This window comes from Embleya sp. NPDC001921 (assembly GCF_053594475.1).
The window spans coordinates 86,978-103,758 of the sequence record NZ_JBSFEO010000010.1 but is presented as its reverse complement, the minus strand read 5'-3'; the positions used below and the strand labels follow the sequence as shown (position 1 = coordinate 103,758).

The 16,781-nt window shown below is 69.1% G+C and carries 11 protein-coding genes; 6 read left to right on the top strand and 5 right to left on the bottom strand.

Annotation, left to right across the window (positions count from 1 at the left end):
• Positions 1-32: 32 nt before the first annotated feature.
• From ACWCPW_RS14575 to ACWCPW_RS14565, 3 genes are all read right to left on the bottom strand, one after another.
• Complete coding sequence (locus ACWCPW_RS14575) at positions 33-740, bottom strand: L,D-transpeptidase (RefSeq protein WP_449761865.1); 708 nt, start codon at positions 738-740, stop codon at positions 33-35.
• A 457-nt stretch (positions 741-1,197) separates the two neighbouring features.
• Entirely contained in the window at positions 1,198-1,932 is a 735-nt protein-coding gene (locus ACWCPW_RS14570; protein ID WP_449761864.1) for a hypothetical protein, read from the bottom strand.
• A 420-nt stretch (positions 1,933-2,352) separates the two neighbouring features.
• Positions 2,353-2,631: a hypothetical protein gene (locus tag ACWCPW_RS14565; protein ID WP_449761863.1), complete on the bottom strand. Its 279-nt coding sequence runs from the start codon at positions 2,629-2,631 to the stop codon at positions 2,353-2,355.
• A 222-nt stretch (positions 2,632-2,853) separates the two neighbouring features.
• On the opposite strand from ACWCPW_RS14565, the gene ACWCPW_RS14560 reads away from it, so the two are divergent.
• The 6 genes from ACWCPW_RS14560 to ACWCPW_RS14535 all read left to right on the top strand — a co-directional run bounded on the left by ACWCPW_RS14560 (position 2,854) and on the right by ACWCPW_RS14535 (position 13,771).
• On the top strand, positions 2,854-4,890 hold the full coding sequence (locus ACWCPW_RS14560; RefSeq protein WP_449761862.1) for a hypothetical protein: 2,037 nt from the start codon (positions 2,854-2,856) through the stop codon (positions 4,888-4,890).
• Between the two features lie 245 nt (positions 4,891-5,135).
• A complete protein-coding gene (locus ACWCPW_RS14555) occupies positions 5,136-5,924 on the top strand; it encodes an alpha/beta fold hydrolase (RefSeq protein WP_449761861.1) in 789 nt (262 codons plus the stop codon).
• Between the two features lie 743 nt (positions 5,925-6,667).
• A complete protein-coding gene (locus ACWCPW_RS14550) occupies positions 6,668-8,740 on the top strand; it encodes an ARMT1-like domain-containing protein (RefSeq protein WP_449761860.1) in 2,073 nt (690 codons plus the stop codon).
• 185 nt (positions 8,741-8,925) lie between these two features.
• Complete coding sequence (locus ACWCPW_RS14545; protein WP_449761859.1) at positions 8,926-10,608, top strand: hypothetical protein; 1,683 nt, start codon at positions 8,926-8,928, stop codon at positions 10,606-10,608.
• A 1,232-nt stretch (positions 10,609-11,840) separates the two neighbouring features.
• Entirely contained in the window at positions 11,841-12,386 is a 546-nt protein-coding gene (locus ACWCPW_RS14540; RefSeq protein WP_449761858.1) for a hypothetical protein, read from the top strand.
• A gap of 578 nt (positions 12,387-12,964) precedes the next feature.
• Positions 12,965-13,771, top strand: a complete 807-nt coding sequence (locus tag ACWCPW_RS14535) for an NACHT domain-containing protein (protein ID WP_449761996.1) — start codon at positions 12,965-12,967, stop codon at positions 13,769-13,771.
• A gap of 830 nt (positions 13,772-14,601) precedes the next feature.
• Here ACWCPW_RS14535 and ACWCPW_RS14530 read toward each other — a convergent pair.
• Entirely contained in the window at positions 14,602-15,702 is a 1,101-nt protein-coding gene (locus tag ACWCPW_RS14530) for a hypothetical protein (protein WP_449761857.1), read from the bottom strand.
• A complete protein-coding gene (locus ACWCPW_RS14525) occupies positions 15,702-16,421 on the bottom strand; it encodes a ParA family protein (RefSeq protein WP_449761856.1) in 720 nt (239 codons plus the stop codon). Before ACWCPW_RS14525 ends, ACWCPW_RS14530 begins: the two co-directional genes overlap by 1 nt.
• Positions 16,422-16,781 lie beyond the last annotated feature (360 nt).

The window sequence follows — 16,781 nt, the reverse complement described above, 5'->3', positions numbered from 1 at the left end:
CCGCTACGGCGCATGACCCCGCGTCATCGTGTCTACGTGCCCGGCTTGTTGCCGAAGACGACGACCTTGTCACCGGTGCGGAGGGTGTCCCAGTAGGTCTTGGCGTCCTGTGGGCGCATGTTGACGCAGCCGTGCGAGCCCGGTGCGGACCACATCGGGCCGTCGATGGCGTGGAAGGCGATGCCGCCGTCGAAGAACTGGCTGTAGGGCATGGGTACGTGGTAGATCGAGGACACGTGGTCCTGGTGACGCCAGAAGATCCGGTGCAGACCGGGCCTGGTCTCGAAGCCGTCTCGGCCGGTGCGTACCGGGACCGGCGCCTGTACCACCTTCTTGCCGTTCTGGATCCAGCTGATCTGGTTGGTCAGGTCGACGCACGCGACGCGGCCGACGTTCGTGGGGCACAGACCCCCCGCGTTGGGGTTGCGGGCGGCCGAGTTCTGGCGCTGTACGAGTTCCGCGACACCCGCGGTGACCGGGCCCGCGTAGCCCACCGCCGGTGTGATCGACTGCGCGACCTGGAAGCTCCGGATCGCTCGACAGTCCGCCGCCGATGAGACACCGTCGACCTTCAGCCCCAAGGCGGCCTCGACCTGCCTCTGATGTGTTCCCGTTCCCGTCACACAGGACGACGGCGCCGCCTGGGCGGCGGGTCCGACGACCGCGCCCAAGGGCACCGTCAAACCGGCGACACCTACCAGAAGGCCTATTCGGCGTGCCCAATGTCGCGACTTACGCATACTCGTTCCCCGTTTCGTTCTCGTCTTCCGAAAGGCTGCGCACGCACCCTTCCCCGGCAGGCCCGACGAACGCCTCCATCGCGCGAAGCGCAGCCGCGGCCGGCCGCCACCCGGGCAACCAACCCCCGCTTGCCCGGGGCCGGTTGCTTCGCCTGAGCAAGCACGTCCGCGACACGACGTCGCCGATCCCGTCACCTGCCGACACGCGCGCGTTCGTGTCGTATCGGTCAGCGGTGTGCACGGCGAACCGCACCCAGGGCCTCACCGAGTCGGCGCCGACAACATCCAAGAGGAGACGGCCCGGATGCCGCGAGTACTTTCGCGACGCGCATCGTGTCGACGGATCGACCAGGTCCCCACGGAACCGATGCCCCGGAACCACCGTCCACCGCGCCGGACTTCCTTGAGATCGTTCTGTTGCGAGGCCGCGCCGCACGCGGGTGGCCGATCCACAGTCTCAGCCGACGGCCCACGGATCACCGACGACTCCGTTGTTCGCGAGTTCGACACGTTCGCGAATGTCGTCCGGGGTTTGCAAGTCTTGTACGTCGTGACCCCACGCGTCGAGGGCGTCCAGCGCTTGGGCGCGATACCGGCCGTCGGTGCAGGTCACGAGAAGACGATGTGCGCAGGCGGCGAGTTTGTCGCGGCGGCGCGCGAGTTCGGGCGCTTCCGCGAGGGGGATGGCGGCGATGAGAGCGGCATGGCGGACATCGGCGTCGCCGTCGTAGAGGAAGGCGGCCACCGCCGTGTAGAACACCGGGCGGAGGCCGCGCAGCAGGTCCAGGTCCGGATGGGGCGGATCGAAGCTGTTGCGATTCGCATGAAGCCGCGCGGCCGCGTCATCGGAGCTCCGAGCCAGTCGGCCCAGCCAGTCTAGGAGTTCGGCACGCAGCGAGCGCTGCCGGGTCCCCGTGCCGGACCATTCGTACGAGCCGACCGCCGTCGTTCGCGGATCGGCGAGGATGGCGGCGACGTACTGGGCCACCGGCACCACGGGCGGGTACATGACGCCCTGATCGGTGACCGACTCCAAAACCCGCTCCAAGGCCTTGGCCTGGGCGGCGGGATCGGGGTCCAAGAGCGTGACGAGTGCGGCCGGTACGTCTTCGTCGGCGTATCCGCGGACGGTGTACAGCCTCGCCCAGTCCGTGTCGCGCAGCAGGGCCTCGGGGTCGGGAAGGCCGCTCACGGTCGCACCATCCCGATGCTGACGGCGGTCACGCATGGAGCCTACGCCCAGACGATGGCCGGGTGGCTCCCGTCCCGGTACTCGCGGGTCCGATCGAGTGCCGCAGCGGCCGTGCCTGCGTGCGTTCGGCGTCGGCGTGCTCGACCGGGATCCGCTCGGAGGACTACGTCAGGCGATAGGACCGTCGGCGGACGCCTTCGAGGGTGATCCGTCGACCCCAAGCCGACGGATCACCCTCGTGTGTCCCACAACCCGGCGCCGAACCGGTGCGAGGACATCAACCCCGAACGGTCGCCGACGATCGCGAGAGCCCAATCGTTTCGACCGTGCCCGCCCGGGTTGGGGAGGACGACCCGAGCGGGCCACGACGCCCCCTCGCCTGCCCGCACCGGAGTTCGCCGCACGGTCGCCGCGACCGCGTCACCGTGGGGGCGTCTCGCGCACGTTCCCTCCCCCCTCGTCGCCGGTCGAGGAGGACGTCGCGATCCCGCGCGACGAAGACCGGTCGTGGTCGACGTCACGGTCGCGAGTGCGCGACGTATGCCAGGCCTGGAAGAGTCCGGCGAGGGCCACGGTGGTGGTGGACAACGACTGGGTGTCGATGCCGCGGAGGGTCAACAGCAGGCCGAAGACCAGGACCGCCAGGAATGCGAGGAAATCCACCCGCCCCACGAGGGTCGGGCGCTTGCGCTGGTTCATGAGTCTCTCCCGAAGATCTGGACCCCCGCCGACGGGCACACGGCACTACACGGCACTCGCGTCGAGGGAATCCGTTGGGTACGCACCTGGCGAATCAGGCCGTATCGCGACCTTGCGTCCGCGAGGATGGCAGCGACAACAAGCGTCCGGACAATCCCGGACAAGAGCCGAACGGGCGCCTGTGAGCTGGGCGTTCGTCCACCGGGTCGGGGAGGTCAGGTCATGCCCGGGAGGAAGGGACGAGGGAGACCGTGGGGAAATCTCCGGGGTAATTCGGCCGAGGCCAACGTCCTCGCCGAATTGATGCGCGCGTGGTTGGACGAGGCCGGGCTGACCCAGAGCGAGCTGCGCGAGCGGCTCGAGCCCGAACACTTCGTCGACCATCGCGAACGCCCCGGGCGCGCGACCGTCTCCGACTGGCTGGCGGGCGTCGCCCTGCGCTGGGACTTCATCGAGGCCGTCATCGACATCTGCTCGACCTCGCCGACCGTGGCCCTGGAGCGCCGCACCCGCGCACGTGGACACTGGCAGGCCCTGCGCGCCCGGGCCCGGGCCACCGTCGCCGCCGAACCTGCGGCTCACAACCGCCGCGACGCCGCGTTCGTACGCTGGATGTTCGGCGGCGAGAAAGCGGCCGATCCCGGCGACGACCAACAGCCGTCCGGGGACAGCTCAACCGCACCGCCCGACCTGCTCCGAGACGTGGCCGCGCAGGTCGTGGGCACCCAGCGCTTGACCGAGAGCCTCACCCGCCGCCTGGTGACCGAGGTGCCGCCCATGCGCTGGCCCGGTCTCCTCGGCAGACTCCGCGCGGTCGCCGCCCATCCGGACAAGGCCGAGGAACTCCTGATCGCCGTGGCCCGCTGGGGCGCCCCCGGCCGGATCGGCCCGCTGGTCGAAGCCCTCCGCGAATCCTCACGTTTCGGCGACGACCGCCTGGTGATGACCACCCTCGCGCAGACCCGCGACCCCGAGGACCTGCTACGCGTCCTGGACGCGGCTCGTCGTGAACATCGCGAGGACATCCGCCGCATCTACCTCCAGCACGCCGCCGCACTCCGAGCCCCCGAACAGCTCGTCGCCCTCGTCGACCTGCTCCGCGAACGCGACCAGGCCCACGACGCCCACACGCTCCTTCAACTCGCCGGCCGCTGGCGCCCGCCACCCCAACTCCTGGACCTTGGCACCCATTTACTCCGTGCCGAACGCGCGGGCGACGCCACCACGGCATTCCACGCGGCCGGCGCCACCCGCTCGGCGACCTCACTCCCCGACCTGTTGTACGCCCTGCGCCGGCACGCGAATCTGCGACGGACAGCCCTCGACGGCGCGGCCCTCGAACGAGCCCCCGCCCGCATCCCCCCACTCCTGGACACCTTGGGCAAGCACGACGATTCCCGTGCACGCGAGAACGCCGAACACATCCTCGACACACTCGCCCGCCACCGCGATCCCCAGGAAGTGTTCGACATCGCAACCCTGTTCCAGCCCGCCCACGTTGTCACCTCCCGTCGCGCCACCACTCTCATCCGCCGCGTGGCCCGACATCCCCACTTCTCCCTCCACGCAGCCGCCCTGCGCCTGATCCATACCTCCTCGACCACCTCCCTGGCCGCCGTCGCACAACTGATCCTCCAGGCAGGCATCGACGGCGGCACCGACATCGTCGTGGCGATGACCACCCGGATCCACCACGTCCGCAGTCCCCACGACGCCGCCCGGTTCACCCAGATCCTCACCGGCTGGGGCGACGAGACGATCGACGCGCTCACCCTCGCCGAACTCACCGCACAGACCCCTCAGGTCTTCGCCGCGCGCACGGCCGCCCTCGACCCCGCCGCCCACCACACCGAGTCCCTGATCCGCCGCGCCGTCGATCATGCCGCTCGACACCGCCCGCCGGACGAATACCTGACCATCCACCAGATCTGGACGACACAGGAACGCGACGATCTGGCCGAACTCCTCCTGAGGCTCACCCTCACCCACAAACGGGATAGTCGACTGGCCACGCTCATGGCCCACTTCCGCGCCCACGCGGCGCCGGTGCACAGCCGGTTCGGCATGACCACCGTTGATCCGAGCGTCCCGACACCGGTCACCGCTCCGACACCGTCCGTCGAGCAGCCGGCGCCCGGGCCCTCAGCGACCCCGAAGCACACGCAATACCCGGCTCACGCCGACGCGACCCCACCCAACCGACCGCGCCGGCGCATCACAGGCAACCTGTGGCCCCGACGCCGACCCCCAGGAAACTGATCCGGGCATCAAGACCTGCCCTGATACCACCGCATACGGCGACGGCGAGCAGTCTGTCGGCCGGCCATCGCCCGCCCGGGGCGTGTCCACCGTCACGGCACCGACCTCGTTCAGGCCCTACAGTCCTCGCAGCGTCCGGCCGACGGACGCCTCCACCCGGCCGAGGACCGACCGAGACCGGCCGATCCCGTGCCCTCGCCCTCGCCACACACGCCGCATCCCGCCCGTCAGGAGTGAAGAGAGCCATGGGACACGCCACAGCGCCCGACGGGACCCGGATCGCCTATCAGGTCCGAGGCGAGGGGACTCCGCTCGTCCTGCTCGCGGGTCAGTCGAACAACCATCACTGGTGGGACGGGGTACGCGACGACTTCCACACCGCCCGCAGCACGATCACGATCGACTACCGCGGCACGGGCGAGAGCGACAAGCCCGACCGCCCTTACAGCACCGAGGACTTCGCCGGGGATGTCATCGCGGTGCTCGACGAACTCGGCGTCGACCGGGCCGACGTCTACGGTACGTCCATGGGCGGGCGCGTGGCCCAGATCCTCGCGACCCACCACGCGCACCGCGTGCGCGCCCTGGTGCTGGGCTGCACGTCACCCGGCGGACGGCACGGCGTCGAACGCGACAACGAGGTACGCAGATCACTGGCGCAGCCGCATCCGGGCGCGGCACGCCGAGCCCTGCTCGACCTGATGTACACCCCCGACTGGCTCGCCGCCAACCCCGGCCCCCACCGAACGCTCGGCGACCCGACCATGCCACCGCACGCCCGACGTCACCACCTGGCAGCCAGCAACCGGCACGACGCGTGGCACCTCCTGCCCGACATCGTCGCACCCACCCTGGTCGTGCACGGCAGCGACGACCTCCTCAACCCCACCGCCAACGCGCCACTGCTCGCAGCCCACATCCCCGACGCCCGCCTCCACCTGATCCCCGGGGCACGACACGCCTATTTCGAGGAATTCCGCACCACCGCAAGCCCCCTCGTCCTGGACTTCCTCACCACCGTGCCGCACCGATAGCCAATGGTGCCGGTGCCAACCACCACACGCGACGTGGTCCACTTCCGGCGGGCGACCCAGCAGACTCGCGCAGCCGACTCGGCGCGCCACCGACCGGGCACACGTCGCGCCGTCGATGTTGCCGGTCCCTGGCACGGGTGCCATCGATCCGCGACGGCCGGTACGACCAAGGCTGCGGCGGACGCCACCGGTCAAGACGAAGCCGCCGGCACATGAGGTCTTGCACGTGGTTCTGGAAAGCATGCCGGCGGGGGGTTCGGCGGATGGGTCACGTGGGAGGTCGACGAAGAGAGTCTCACCGAGGTGCGTGGTCTTCCAGTTCCCTGATGACCAGGTCCGCGGCATTGTGGCGGTCGGCCGGCCAGGTGGAGACCAGCCTTCCCAAGTACTCACGGTGGATGTGTCCGCCGACAACTCTTCTGTACGCAACGGCGTTCCGAGCCGCCCCGCCATCGCGCGTCATGAGTGGTTCGAGCGGACGAAAGCGGTTCCGCGCGCGGATGAACGGGTCCGGGCAGCGTCACGAGCGGGTGAACCGTTGCGGTGACCGGCGCGCCCGGAGCTGCCGCCTTTTTCCTGGCCCGCCGGGACGACACCCGCCTACGTTCGATCGAGTCGCCGCAACGCGACACGCATCGAGTCACGCCGCATGGCATACGTTCGAAATCCTGCAGGGGACCGTGGTCGCAACGACAGGCACACGGCCGGAAATCACGGTGATCACGGCCGTTCATCGGCCCGCCGTGCGATTCCTTCCCGAGGCCGGTGCGTCGTTGGCCGCGCAGACGACCTCCCTGACGTGGATCGTCTGCTACGACGGCGAAGCCGTTCCCTCGGAGTTGAAGGCCGCGGCCGACACGTTGCGAGGCCTCGTACCCCATGTCCGCGTCGTGGCCAGCGGGCGCTCGGGCGGCGCGGCGATGGCACGCACAACCGCCCTCGCGGCCGTGGACACCCGGTGGTTGGCGGTGCTCGACGCGGACGACGTCTGGCTGCCGGGCGGACTGGACGTCCTCGTACGCGCCGCCCACCGGAGCGAGGTGTCCTGGTCGGCGGGCAAGGGCGTGGACATCGTCGGCCCGAAGCACGTCCGGTATCCCGACTACCTCCAACCCGGACGCCAAAGGCCGGGGACGGTGTACGACGCCTACCAGGCGAACGGTTTCCTCCCCTTTCCGGCCGCCGCCGTCGTCTGGGACACCGAGTTGGTGACAAGTCTGGGCGGTTGGGCCGCGCTTCCCGCAGGGGAGGACACCAACCTCCTCCTGGCCGGCACAGAGTCGCGCCCGGGCCACTATCACGGAGGAACGGCGGTCTACGGCTACCGGAAATGGGCCGGGCAGACTACCGCCGCGTCCGAGTACCGCCGTACCGTATTGCCCTCCGACATCCTGCACGAGAGGCGGGTTTCGGCACTGCGGACACGTATACCCGGCAGTCGTGACACGTCGGTCTCGTCGGGCCGTGCACTCCGCGGCCCCGTGCACGCTGCGGCCGCTCGACACGAAGCCGTCGAAGTCGTCACCCGCACCGGTCGTCCGGAAGGGCCACGCGTCATGACCGAGCCATCCGCTCGGCCTGCCGCAGAGAATAGCCATCCGGAGTCGGCCCCGGGCCCCGGGCCGGTGCCGACGCCCGGACCGGGATCCATACCCGTGGCGCAGTCACCGATCCTGTGCAACGAACCCGGGTCCTTCGCCTGGAACGTTTTTCACGATCGCCACCCCGAACTGCTCGGACAGTTGCGCGAAGACCTTCCGCTCCCCCCACAACGATGGGAAGCGCTGGAGGCACTGATCGAGGAGACCCTCACCGGGACCATCGAACCGCCGAGGCCGGGTGCGCACGACGCCACGGTGTGGGCACGCTGGAGCGAGGGGTACGTCGGCCGCCCATGGGCCGACGCCCCGTTCCTGTGGGCGGAGAGCTACTTCTACCGCCGCCTCCTCGACGCGACCGGGTACTTCGAGGCCGGACCGTGGCACGCGCTGGATCCCTTCGGCCCGGCCAAGACCACCGAACTCCATGACCCGACGGTCGACAGTGAACTCGCGGGGCTGGACGCGCTCTTCGAACTCACATCCGCGAAGCGTCGGGAGGCGATGGTCACCGCCTCTCTATGGGGCAATCGTGCCGACCTCGGTTTTCGGATCACTGCGGGTCAAGCCCTTGTGCTCGACGCGGACTCGCTCGTGGTGGCCGACGACCGCGCCGCGCTGTGGACCCACCTCGACGAGCAGACGCTCGATCGAGTGTGCCTGGTCGCCGACAACGCGGGCCGAGAACTCCTGGCCGACCTGGTCCTGTTGGACTATCTGCTCCACGAGGCTCACGCCACCGAGGCCGTCCTGCACGTCAAACCGCAGCCGTACTACGTCTCGGACGCGACCACGTCGGACGTGCCCGCGTGCCTGCGCCGACTACGCCGGGCCCCCGGACAGGCGGCGCGCGTCGGCGACCGACTCTGGCACGCCATCGAGTCCGGTCGTCTCGAGATCCGCGCGCACCCGTTCTCCTGCGCGCCCTTGTCGTACAGGCACATGCCCGACGACCTGCGCAGGGACTTCGCGTCGTCGACACTGACCATTCTCAAGGGCGACCTCAACTACCGCCGCCTGGTCGGCGACGTGCACCGGCCCGCCACCACCCCGTTCGCCGAGACCGTCGAGTACTTTCCCTCATCGGTCGCGACCCTGCGAACCCTGGAGTCCGAGGCCGTGGTCGGCATCCACGAACGGACCTTGGCCTCCTTGAACGCCTCCGGAGAAGACTGGCGGACCAGCGGTACGCACGCCCTGATCCAGTTTCGACAATAGGCGCACGGCGCTGTCACCGCCGGGTTCCCCCACCACAACACGGTAGAGAATGCGGCAGGCCACTCGGGAGAAGCCTGCCGCGCCATCGAGGCACACGGGCCGGCCCGGGATCCCCGGCCACAGGGCGAGAGCCTGGGCCGGGGCCATCCAAGTACACGCCGGATCCAGCAGGAACGGAGACGATGATGCAGCAGTGGGTGACGGTGTCCGTGCCGGAGTTCGGGTCCGGCTACTACCGCTTCCGCGAACTCGTCGGCGAAGTGCTCGACGCCGACGCCACCGATGCCGACATCGACGATGGCGAAGTGCGAGTTCGGGTCATCGGTCCCCGTGCCGAGGACGAGATCGTGATCACGGATCACCGACAGGTGAAGCCGATCGACGATTTGGCGGGAACATTGCGGACCCAGATCGCACGGGATCACGAGACCCTGGAGAACAGAGAGATCTTTGCGTTCTTCGTGGAGCGCATCGACCTGCCGGGCGACGACCCGAGCGCCGAATGGGACGCTTTCCTGGCGCACGAGACGCAGGTGAAGGAACGCGTGGATGCCCTCAAGGCCGACGCGCTCGGCGCGTTCGATCAGCGGTTGGCGGGGCTGCCGGCAGCCGAGTTGATGGCGGCCATCAGCGCGAACCCTTCGCGTTTGCTGCCGGACACCGCCGGACCGAGAGATGGTCGCGCCCACGACAGCCTGGATCACACGCCCGAGGAAAGGCTTTTGGCGGCGATCGACGACGTCCCGTTGGGACCGTCGCGGTGGGAGCGGGCACAGGAGCGCATGTACGTCGCACGGGCTGCGGCCGATGAGCGTCCCCGCCGGGAGTGGGTAGCGAACATCGCTCGGGCGGAGGGGCACGCGGCGCTGCGTGCCGCGGCTGCGGAGCGCGTACGGCAGGACCGGCCGGTGATCGAACGGCGTTTCCGCGACGAATGGGGAGTGGAACTGCCCGACTCGATCTTCACGTGCTGGGAGTTCCTGTTGTCGCTGGGCCCGGTGGAACGGCAGACGTTCGAACAGGACCTGAATCTGAACGCCTGCGGGATCCTGGACTTCTTCGACGACCCGGACTGGTCCCCGGCCGAGTGCGACCCACGCATGCACCGGCGCTACTACTGGGACCCGCCGGAGTTCCTCATCTTTCTGGAGGGCGGCTACCCCGGTGAACACTACGGGCTGTGGTTCGATGATGGTCGTACCTGCGCTGGAGTCGTCGGGCACAGCCCCAAGGACGCCTCCGACTTCGGCCTGCCCGGAGGCGTCACGCCGTTGCAGGTCGTCCGCGACCGGATCGAGACCTGTGTCATGCACGACGACGGCGATGAACCGGAGAGGAGCCGTCGGCTTTGGCTGCTTCGCCGGACGCTGATGGAGTACGAGACCGCCGAATGGCCGGAGACTGGCCGCGAGTACGAACTGCGGCCGTATCCGCACGCCGAGGAGTGGTACCACAGCGCCGACACGACGCGAATCACCACCCTCGACGGCGCGGGCGCGCTGGTCACCGGTGAGACCGTACTTGCCCGCGGACCGCAGAGGGCGAGCGAGGAGCGCGCCCTGACCGAGCGGATCCGCACAGCCCTCACCGGGGACGAACAAGCTTTGGAAGCCCTTGTCGCCGAAGCGAAGCGTCGATGCGCGGCCGGCGACCCCGCCGAAGCGCTCGCCTTGGGGCGTGATCTGCACTTCGTGAGCGACGACGGTGCGGAACGCCGCAGCCGCATCGCCGACCGCGAGCGCCACGCCGCGGAGTTGCTCGCGATGGCGTACCGCGCTCTCGGCCGAGACATGCTCGCCGAACTCGCCGAACTCGACTATCGCGAACGCGAACTCCCCTACGCCGGAGCGTGGCATGGTCGACCGTGAGCCGACCTGCGCGGAGCCGCCCGGCCAAGAGCGCTCCCTTCTTCGGGAGACGACCAGGACGTCCGGACGATGCTGGACTGGCTGGAGAACCGGGGTACCGCCTGGAGGCAGGCAAGGGTCGACTGCGTCGCGGGCATATACGGCGGGCTCGATCCCGACGAGACGTGGCTGCCGGCCGACGCTCTCGGAGGCCTTCCGCTGCCACACATCGACGCGACCCTTCCGGCCATCGCCGCCGGCCGTGTCGCCGCGACGGGAGCGTGTGCCGGCGGAAACGGCTGCGTACTCCTGCCCGCTGTGCTCCGAGCTTTCGCATGGCTCGCGACGACGCAGGGGCGTGGATTGTTGTGGGGGCTGGATGTGACGCCCCCGCGTGGGCGCGGCTCATTTCATCACATCCTTGATGACCGATGTCACCGGGTTCGCCGAGGCGACCGTGCCGATTCTGCTGCTGACCTGCGGAGTAGGGGCGGCCGTCGGCAACATCCTGGGCGGCCGACTGTCCGACCGCGCGCCCATGGCCGCGCAACTCGGCCTGCTCGCCGGGCTCTCGACAACCCTGGTACTCCTGTGGGCGGTCAGCGGGACCAGGACCCCCACCGCCATCCTGGTCTTCGTCCTCGGCGCGCTGGGCTTCGCCATCGTCCCCGGGATGCAGGCCAGGGTTCCTGACCACCGCCGCCGGGGCACCCACCCTGGCCATGGCGGTGAACGCCTCCGCCTACCAACTCGCCGCCGCCCTGGGCGCCTGGCTCGGCGGCCGAGTCGTCAACGCCGGCCCCGGCCTGCGCGCGATCTACCTCTTCGCCGCGATCCACCGAGCGTACGCCGGGGAGTTCCGCCGCTGCGAGTGTGCCGCTCCCTACCCGTGGTGCACGAAACACGTACGCACCCTCGGGACCTATACACCCTCGGCACGCCCCGAGAGTTCCCGACATGAGGTGGCCTCACGGCGTACCCTCGACGATGTCGGACCGAGGGAAGGTCAGACTTGCAACCCCGCAGCCGATGGGGGCATTCATGTCGGTCGATTGCGATGACCATGGTCCCATCGCACGGCGATCCGAGTAGGCGTCGTGTCGACGGCACGAGCCGAGTACCTGGACCGACTCCGCGGACACCTCACGGCGAACCAACTTCAGCCCGAAGGTGAATGGCTTCCACGGGCAAGACGGCTCTCAGATGCCTGGCCGGGTGCGGCGACCCTGACCTCGGCCGCTCACCGGCCGACCGTGAAGGCGGCGATCGTTCACGCGGGTCTCCCGGATCCACTGGACGGACAGGACCGGGCCGACGTCACCGACGAGGAAGTGTGTCAGGGATACGCGGCCGCGGCCGTGCTCTTGGCGACCGCAGCCGCGCTGTGGTCACCCCGCAACCGCTGGCCCCACCTGCGCAACGGTCCGTCCGTCGGGCATGCGCTCGGGACGGTCCCGACTCGGCACCTCGACGATGACACGCTGCAACGCCTGCTCCACCTGCTGCTCCAAGAGCGTCCCGAAGGACTCTCCGAGCTCGTGCTATACCTCCCGCACAGCCGGGTCGGCCGCGTCGACCTGATGAGCGTGGCGGTGCCCGCCTACGTGATGGCCGGCCCGCCGAAGCCCTGGGAGTGCACGGGCACGTACCCAGACCGTGGCATCTGGCTCACGTTTCACAGCGATGTTCGAGACCTTCGCCCACCGGGCGTCGGCGGCGGCGACCACGGCGGCCCGTACCTTGGCAGGAAGAACCCGGACGTCCACCCCCACCTGCGACGCTCACCGCGCCGTGCATAGACCCCACACAGCCTCCCGAGGATCGAGGCCCGAGCCACCGCGTGCGGGGAGACGCGGGAAGGGCCGCCCACCCGCAAGCCGCGTCACCAACCTCCCGGGTCAATGCACCTGGTGTGGGTTTGCCGTCTTCGGACATTCCGCTAAAGGGTGTCTCGCAACTCTTCGCCATCGGGCTGGCCCTGCACAGTGAGCTTGCCCATGGGTTGAACCGGAGGGTGTCCGCGGCGGCGTTCCTGAAGCTCGCCGAGGGCCTGTTCATCGACCCGAAGATCGTGGTGCCGACGGCGGAGAGGCGGGCGCGCTCCGGGCTGGGGCGTACGACGGTGAGTCAAGCGCTGAACGGTGCGGCGGTGCCCTCGGAGGCCACGGTCGTGGCATTGGCGAGGGCGCTGCGCACCGACGCGGCACCGTTGCTCGACCTGCTTGCCGGGAGTTCGCAGCAAATCGGTCTTCCGAGGCCTCTACCGACCCGGATACCTCCGCAAGCGTCTTCGGCACGGGCTTTCGAGAAGCGGTACTCGGCATACGTCGCAAACCGCCCCTCGAGCCTGACGGTGTTCGGATTGGATCTGCGTGGGATGCATCGGGCCACTTGGCCGTTGCACGCGGCTTATCCGAGTCTCGAGTTGGCGACGGCACAAAAGGAACGCCCGGGTCGGCGCCGGCGTGATCGCTGGGCCGGCGCCGAAGCGGAGCACGTACCGTCGATGGCGGTCGAGCGTGCAGAGCGAGCGTTGATCGGCCGTACGCGAGTGTTGCTGCGTGGGCATGCGGGCGGCGGCAAGACGACGTTGCTGCAATGGTCGGCCGTGTCCGCGGCGTGCGGGAAGGTACCGGCCGATCTGGTCGGATGGAGGGGGCGCATTCCGTTCCTGTTGCCTCTCCGGACCTTGCTGCGGCATGGACCAGGACCCGACACGCCTTCATTCACCCGCCACGGATCGAGCCGCCACCCGACAGGGTCGGACCCTTCCCATGTCGGGCAGCGTTCCACCCGCCACGGCCACCTTGGGCGATTCGGCGTCGGCGTGTCGGGTCGGTGTCGGATCACCCGGCCGACACGCCGCTTCGCTGCGGCCCGCCACGCCACGACCACGGAAGTCCCGCCTGTTCCTTCGACCCGTAATGAACACAGGGCCCGCGACCCGACACGGTTTCGGTTCACGACCGAAAAACCCGCGCCCCGGGCCGGCTCTCCCGCAACGCCGGACACACCGGTCGGAACTTTCCGGAACGCTCACGGCGGCCGACAGCGCGACTCCGCGATACATACGAACGCTGCCCGATGTGTGACGGCCCGACACGACCACCCGACACGCGCCGGCCGCTCTATCGCAGCCGGACATGACGGATCCCCGCCAGGCCGCCAACGTCGTGTCGGGTGAAGCGTCCCCCGACACGCACCCGACATCGAGCCGGTGGCGCGCCACGGATACCCGACACGGCGCGGCGGACCCGACGGGACCCGCCACGTGTGACGCTCCGACCCCCGGATACGACAACTCACGAGGGTCGGCGGCGAGTCGCCCCCCGACAGGAACCCGACACGACCCGACATCTTTACCCGGTAAAGATCCACACCGCAGGGCACGAGACCGGCTCCCTTTCCGGCGAACAAGCAGACCGCCCACCCGCCTTTACCGGGTAAAGGCGACCTGGCGGTCAGGCCGTGAGGAACTCCAAGAAGAGCCTGGCCGGCTCCATCCACGAAGCCTTCGCCCGGCACGTGCGGCTGCTCCGCCATTCCGGTCGGACCGGGCACCCCGCCAAGGCAAGCTCGGGGCGCGTTCGACAATGTCTCGCCACTCACACCAGGCCAAGCCTTCTTTACCGGGTAAAGATCTGCGGCTTCCTGGGCGGCAGCCGCTCGGCCCGGGGCCCTGAAGCGGATGTCGCTGTCGAGGGCGGCGCCGGGGATATGTGGGGGCTGACCGGGCCGGCGCTGCGTCGGAAATGTGACTCATGACGCCCCGGTCCATCAAGACTGCCAGAGACTTCCAGCCGACCGGCCGCTCGTTCATCCTGTGCGCGTTGCACCATCTGGGAACGGGGGATCTCGCCTCCGTGCCCCGCCGGTGGATTTCGCCGACGCGGGGAGCACCACCGACGCGATGACCGCGCAAGGACCCATGGACGCCGAACGGCCCGCCTCGCAGGAAGACGGGCCGCCATGCCGAGCGTGATCTTTACCGGGTAAAGACCTCGAACCGAGCGGTCAGCTCGTGAGGGAGTCCAACAGCAGCGAGGCCAGTTCCTCTATGGCCTCACGCTCCAACACCTGGCACAACTGCTCGGCCATCTCGGCCGGGCTGGACACCCGGATCACCACAGCCGACGATCGTGCGACGGATGGCGTCCCACCGGGAATCCTCGGCGAGGCCGCCTCTACCGGTTGAAGATCGGCGATTTCCTGCGGCGGCTGCCGCTGGGCCGGTGCCTTCGGAGCCGATTCAGGTGCGGGTGCCGAGGTCGATGCCGTGGGCGAGGTCGATGCCGTGGGCGACGGAGGGAAGCTCACCGGAGCGGCCTCCGTCTTTACCCGGTAAAGATCCTCCAGCGCGGCGATCTGCTTCTCCGGGGGGAGGTTGCCGATCGACCGGGCCTGCTTCACGCCGAACACGCCGTCGTTCGTGGCCAGTCGCTCCTGGAGTTCGGGGACCAGCTTGAGCAAGGCCCGACGCTGCGAGACCCAACCCTCGGACCGCCCCAAGACCTTGGCCACCGCCGACGCCGTGCCCAGTGTGGCCAGCAACTCCTCGAGGGCGCGGGCCTGCTCCAACGGCGCGAAGTCCTTGTGCTGGACGCTCGTGACGAGGACGCTCACCCGGGCGGTGACGTCGTCGCGGACGCGTTCGTCGTCGACGACGCACGCCAGGTGCGATCCTCCGGACAACTCGACGGCCCGCCTGCGCCGGTTGCCGTCCATGACGACGTACCTGATCGCGGACGCTTCCTGAGGACTCGCCGCCCGATCCGGGTGGATGGTCAGATCGGCGGCCTTGTCCGGATACACCTCCAGGAACGCGTCCTTCGTGACGAGCGTGGCAACTGCGGCCTGGCCGATCTGCTCCAGGGAGGACATCAGTTCGGAGACATCACCGAGTTCCTCGCGTGGATTGAACGGGTTGTAGGCGATCTCGCGCAGCGCGACCTTGAGGCTCGCCCCGACGGCGGGAGCATCCGGACCTTCGGCCCGGGCCACCGAGACGAGCGGGGCGGGCACTCGTGGCAGGGTGGCCAGCACGCGGGAACGCGCGGCGTCGTCACGCGCGGTCTGCGCGAGTCCGCCCAACTGCACACGCTTCGAACTGCCCATCAGGCCGCCTTCGCCTTCTTGCGCGAGACCTTGGGCTTGGCCCCGAGGCCCAGTTCCATGCCCAGCCGGAAGAAGTCCTGTGCGGCCTCCAGGGAGACGCGGTTCTTCGGGTACTGGGTGACGACCAGGCCGTCGGCCGCAGCGCGGGCGTGGACCTTGTAGTGGCGTACGACGGTCTCGGCCCTGTTCCAGCCGTGCGCGTCGATGAAGTCGATCGTGCCGTCCCGATCAGTCTCGCCGTCGCGCGGATCCCAGTTGTTGACGATGACGGTGTACGGGAGTTCGCGGGGCTTGATCGCGAACTCGACCGTGTTCGTCGTCGGGATGTAGCACAGCGGTTCACATTCCATGGGCACGATCACCTGGTCCGCGACCTCGAAGACCGCCTCCAGGATGTCGGCCGTCTCCGAGATGCCCCAAGGGCGTTCGGGGTGCTGTGGGTTCGCCGGGGGAAACCACCCCGGCGTGTCGATGAAGATGTCGTCGTAGTCGGTGTTGTGTCGCAGACCCAGAATGACGTCGGCGTCGAACACCTCGGTGAAGTGGAACGGGAGCTTCTCGCCCACCCGATCCGCCCACCACGGGGCCGAGCCCTGCGGATCGCAACTGACGACGAGTACGGAGCAACTCCCGTCCTTGCGCGGTTTGCGCACGTCCGCGGTGACCGCGGCGAGGTTGACGGCGAGCGTCGACTTGCCGACGCCGCCCTTCTGGCTCACGACAACATGAGTTCTTGGCACGGGTACTTCCCAACGGTTGGTGTAATTCCCCGGTGCATCCGCAGAGCGGAGCGGCATGAACTATGCCATCCCCGCCTGCCCTCGAGGGACCATCCACGCCCATGCGCACTCAGATCGGGCGTACATCACATGCAAGACGGCGCATCTTTACCCGGTAAAGATCCGTCGTGTCGTCCGAAGGCTCGGGTCGAGCCGCGTCCGACGTCCGGGGCTGCCGTGGGCACCCGCCGACCCGGCGCTCTGAACCACGACCGGCCTTCGGTGCGTGTCGCCAGACGGAGCGACCAAAGCGACTCGGCATCGGGATTACCCGCACATACTTCGAAATCACCACCGCCG